This window comes from Mycobacterium sp., assembly GCF_049280035.1.
Classification (GTDB): domain Bacteria; phylum Actinomycetota; class Actinomycetes; order Mycobacteriales; family Mycobacteriaceae; genus Mycobacterium.
In genome coordinates this window covers 1-2308 of the sequence record NZ_JBAPPI010000094.1, presented here as the reverse complement: position 1 = coordinate 2308, position 2308 = coordinate 1, and the positions used below count along the sequence as shown (strand labels likewise).

The 2308-nt window shown below is 67.1% G+C and carries 3 protein-coding genes and 1 pseudogene; 1 reads left to right on the top strand and 3 read right to left on the bottom strand.

Features of this window, described 5'->3' with window-relative positions; translation table 11 throughout:
* The 3 genes from WAN71_RS03145 to WAN71_RS03135 form a co-directional block, all read right to left on the bottom strand.
* Positions 1–519, bottom strand: a 519-nt coding sequence (locus tag WAN71_RS03145) for an RskA family anti-sigma factor (protein ID WP_422223929.1), incomplete at its 3' end; no start/stop codon positions are given.
* On the bottom strand, positions 516–1076 hold the full coding sequence (locus WAN71_RS03140) for a sigma-70 family RNA polymerase sigma factor (protein WP_422223928.1): 561 nt from the start codon (positions 1074–1076) through the stop codon (positions 516–518). The genes WAN71_RS03140 and WAN71_RS03145, both read right to left, overlap by 4 nt.
* A 19-nt stretch (positions 1077–1095) precedes the next feature.
* Positions 1096–1899, bottom strand: coding sequence for a DUF1295 domain-containing protein (locus WAN71_RS03135; RefSeq protein ID WP_422223927.1), 804 nt, complete (start codon positions 1897–1899; stop codon positions 1096–1098).
* A gap of 169 nt (positions 1900–2068) precedes the next feature.
* Here WAN71_RS03135 and WAN71_RS03130 point away from each other — a divergent pair.
* Positions 2069–2308 (top strand): annotated as a pseudogene (locus tag WAN71_RS03130) (fasciclin domain-containing protein); the annotation flags it as partial.

The window sequence follows — 2308 nt, the reverse complement described above, 5'->3', positions numbered from 1 at the left end:
CAGCCACATCTGATACACGGTGCCCTGCGAGGGTGGCGGCACGTTGTTCATCACCAGCACACCGGCGTTGCGGTCTCGCGAGAACACCACCGTCGCCGTCCCGCCGCCCAGCTGTCCGGAGACCGTGCGCACGTCCGGTGCCGCCATGATCTGCTCGGCCATACTCGGCGTGGGCGATGGTCGCATCGCGATTCCGGCGCCGAATGCCGCCAGCGCCACCACAATTGCGGCGGCTGCAGCCAATATCGCTGTCTGCCAACGAGATCGACGCGCAGCATTCGATTGCACCGCGGCCAGCACCGCCGCGCGAAGATGCGTCGGCGGCTCGGCTGCCGTTGCCGCCGAAACCGCCGTCATCGTCTCGCGGGCCGCGCGCACCTCGTCGCGGAAGGCCTCGGCGACCGATGGCGGCGCCGCAGCGACCTGCCGCTCGATGGCCGCGCGCTCGGCATCGGATACCGCGTGCAACGCGTACGGCGTGGCCAGCTCGAGCAGTTCGAATTCGGTCGGCTCGGTCATGGCACACCCAGGCAATGACGGAGTCCGCGCAGCGCGTCGCGCATCCGTGATTTGATCGTCGACAGGTTGGCCGACAACCGCTGTGATACTTCGGCGTAAGTCAACCCGCCGTAGTAGGCCATTTCGATGCACTGGCGCTGAATGTCGGTCAGCCCTTCAAGGCACTGGGCCACCCGACGGCGCTCATCGTCGGCGATCGCCGACTCGGCGACAACATCGCCGGGCAGCTCGACATTGGACGCGCCGTAACGCGATTCTCGCGCAGTGGCCGCTTGCTCGGCGCGCACCCGGTCGATGGCGCGCCGGTGCGCCATCGTCATCAGCCAGGACAGGGCGGAGCCCTTCGCCGAGTCGTAGGCCTCCGCGGTCCGCCACACCTCGAGGTACACCTCTTGGGTGGTCTCTTCGCTGTAGCCGGAGTCCCGCAGCACCCGAGTCACCAGCCCGTAGACCCGCGCCCTGGTGTCGTCGTAGAGCACGGCGAACGCGTCCGCATCGCGACGCGCCACCCGGTGCATCAACGCGTCCAGGTCGGTACTGTGCCGCGGTCCGGTCATTGACCAGTAGCTTAGCGATTCAGCGACCGCGGTCGTCATTTTGCGCCGATCGGGGTTGACGCGGGACGAAAAACGATGTCCGTGCCCGGTATTCGTCGAAGCCGGGGCGGCCCGCCATGTATTTCTCGGTCAGCCGGGCGCCGGTGACGTGGACCAGGAAGTACGTCATGAGCAGCGGCGAAAGCACCGTCAGCAGCGACCACCACCCGGCAATCGTGATCAGCCACAATCCCCACCACACGCAGGCGTCGCCGAAGTAGTTGGGATGACGCGTCCACGCCCACAGACCACGGTCCATCACCACACCGTGATGCGCCGGGTCGGATTTGAATACCCGCAGTTGACGGTCTCCGACGGCTTCGAAGACGACACCCGTCACCCACAGCAGGACGCCGGCCAGTGTGACGGCCAGCCAGCGCCGCGGAGTGGGACCGATGACCGCGGAGAGTTGCAGCGGCAACGAGACGAACCAGGTCGCGAAGGCTTGCACCAGGAACACCTTGCGGATTGCCTGGCCTACGCTCGCGCCACGCAGCAGGTCGGCGTAGCGCGGATCCTCGCCCTTGCCCGCCGACCGGCGGTAGATGTACCAGCTCAGCCGCAGACCCCAGATCGCGACCAGCGCCACCAGCAGCCACCGGCGCGACGCGTCACCGTCGCCGAGGGTTGCGGCGACCACCGCGACCGCGATGAAACCCAGCCCCCAGGCCACGTCGACGGCGTTGTAGCGGCCGATGCGGCGGCCGATCGCGAAGGTGACCGCATGTACCGCGAGCAGCGCGGCAACCGCGGCGCCCGAGACGACCGCAAAGGCGGCGATCATGGCCCACATTCGAATGACTCTCGCACATCTGAGTATTCGGAGCGGGTGGTCGAGCGGATGACGGTGCTCGAAAAACCATCCATGCCGCCAACCGCTCCGAATAGCAACTGTCCGACCCGTAAGCGGCGGCCCCGCCGCTGACAACTTCGACACAGGAGCAAGAGCGGAAATGAAGGTCATTCAGAGAAAAACGTTCGCGGTGGGCCTGGCGGCGATTGCGGCCGTGGGGTTCTCGGCATGTTCGAGCAACAAATCCGAGTCCGCGCAGCAGACCAGCGCGAGTCCGGCCACCAGCATGGCGGCGCCCGCCAGCACCAGCGCGATGACGCCCGCGACCAATCTGATCGGATCGGGGTGCGCGGATTACGCCGCACAGCATCCCAGCGGTCCGGCGTCGGTGACCGGAATG

What these genes read in the sequence shown, in the direction of transcription:
- WAN71_RS03140 (WP_422223928.1), bottom strand. Translation starts at nt 1,076, where the DNA reads ATGACCGGACCGCGGCACAGTACCGACCTGGACGCGTTGATGCACCGG.
- WAN71_RS03135 (WP_422223927.1), bottom strand. Translation starts at nt 1,899, where the DNA reads ATGATCGCCGCCTTTGCGGTCGTCTCGGGCGCCGCGGTTGCCGCGCTG.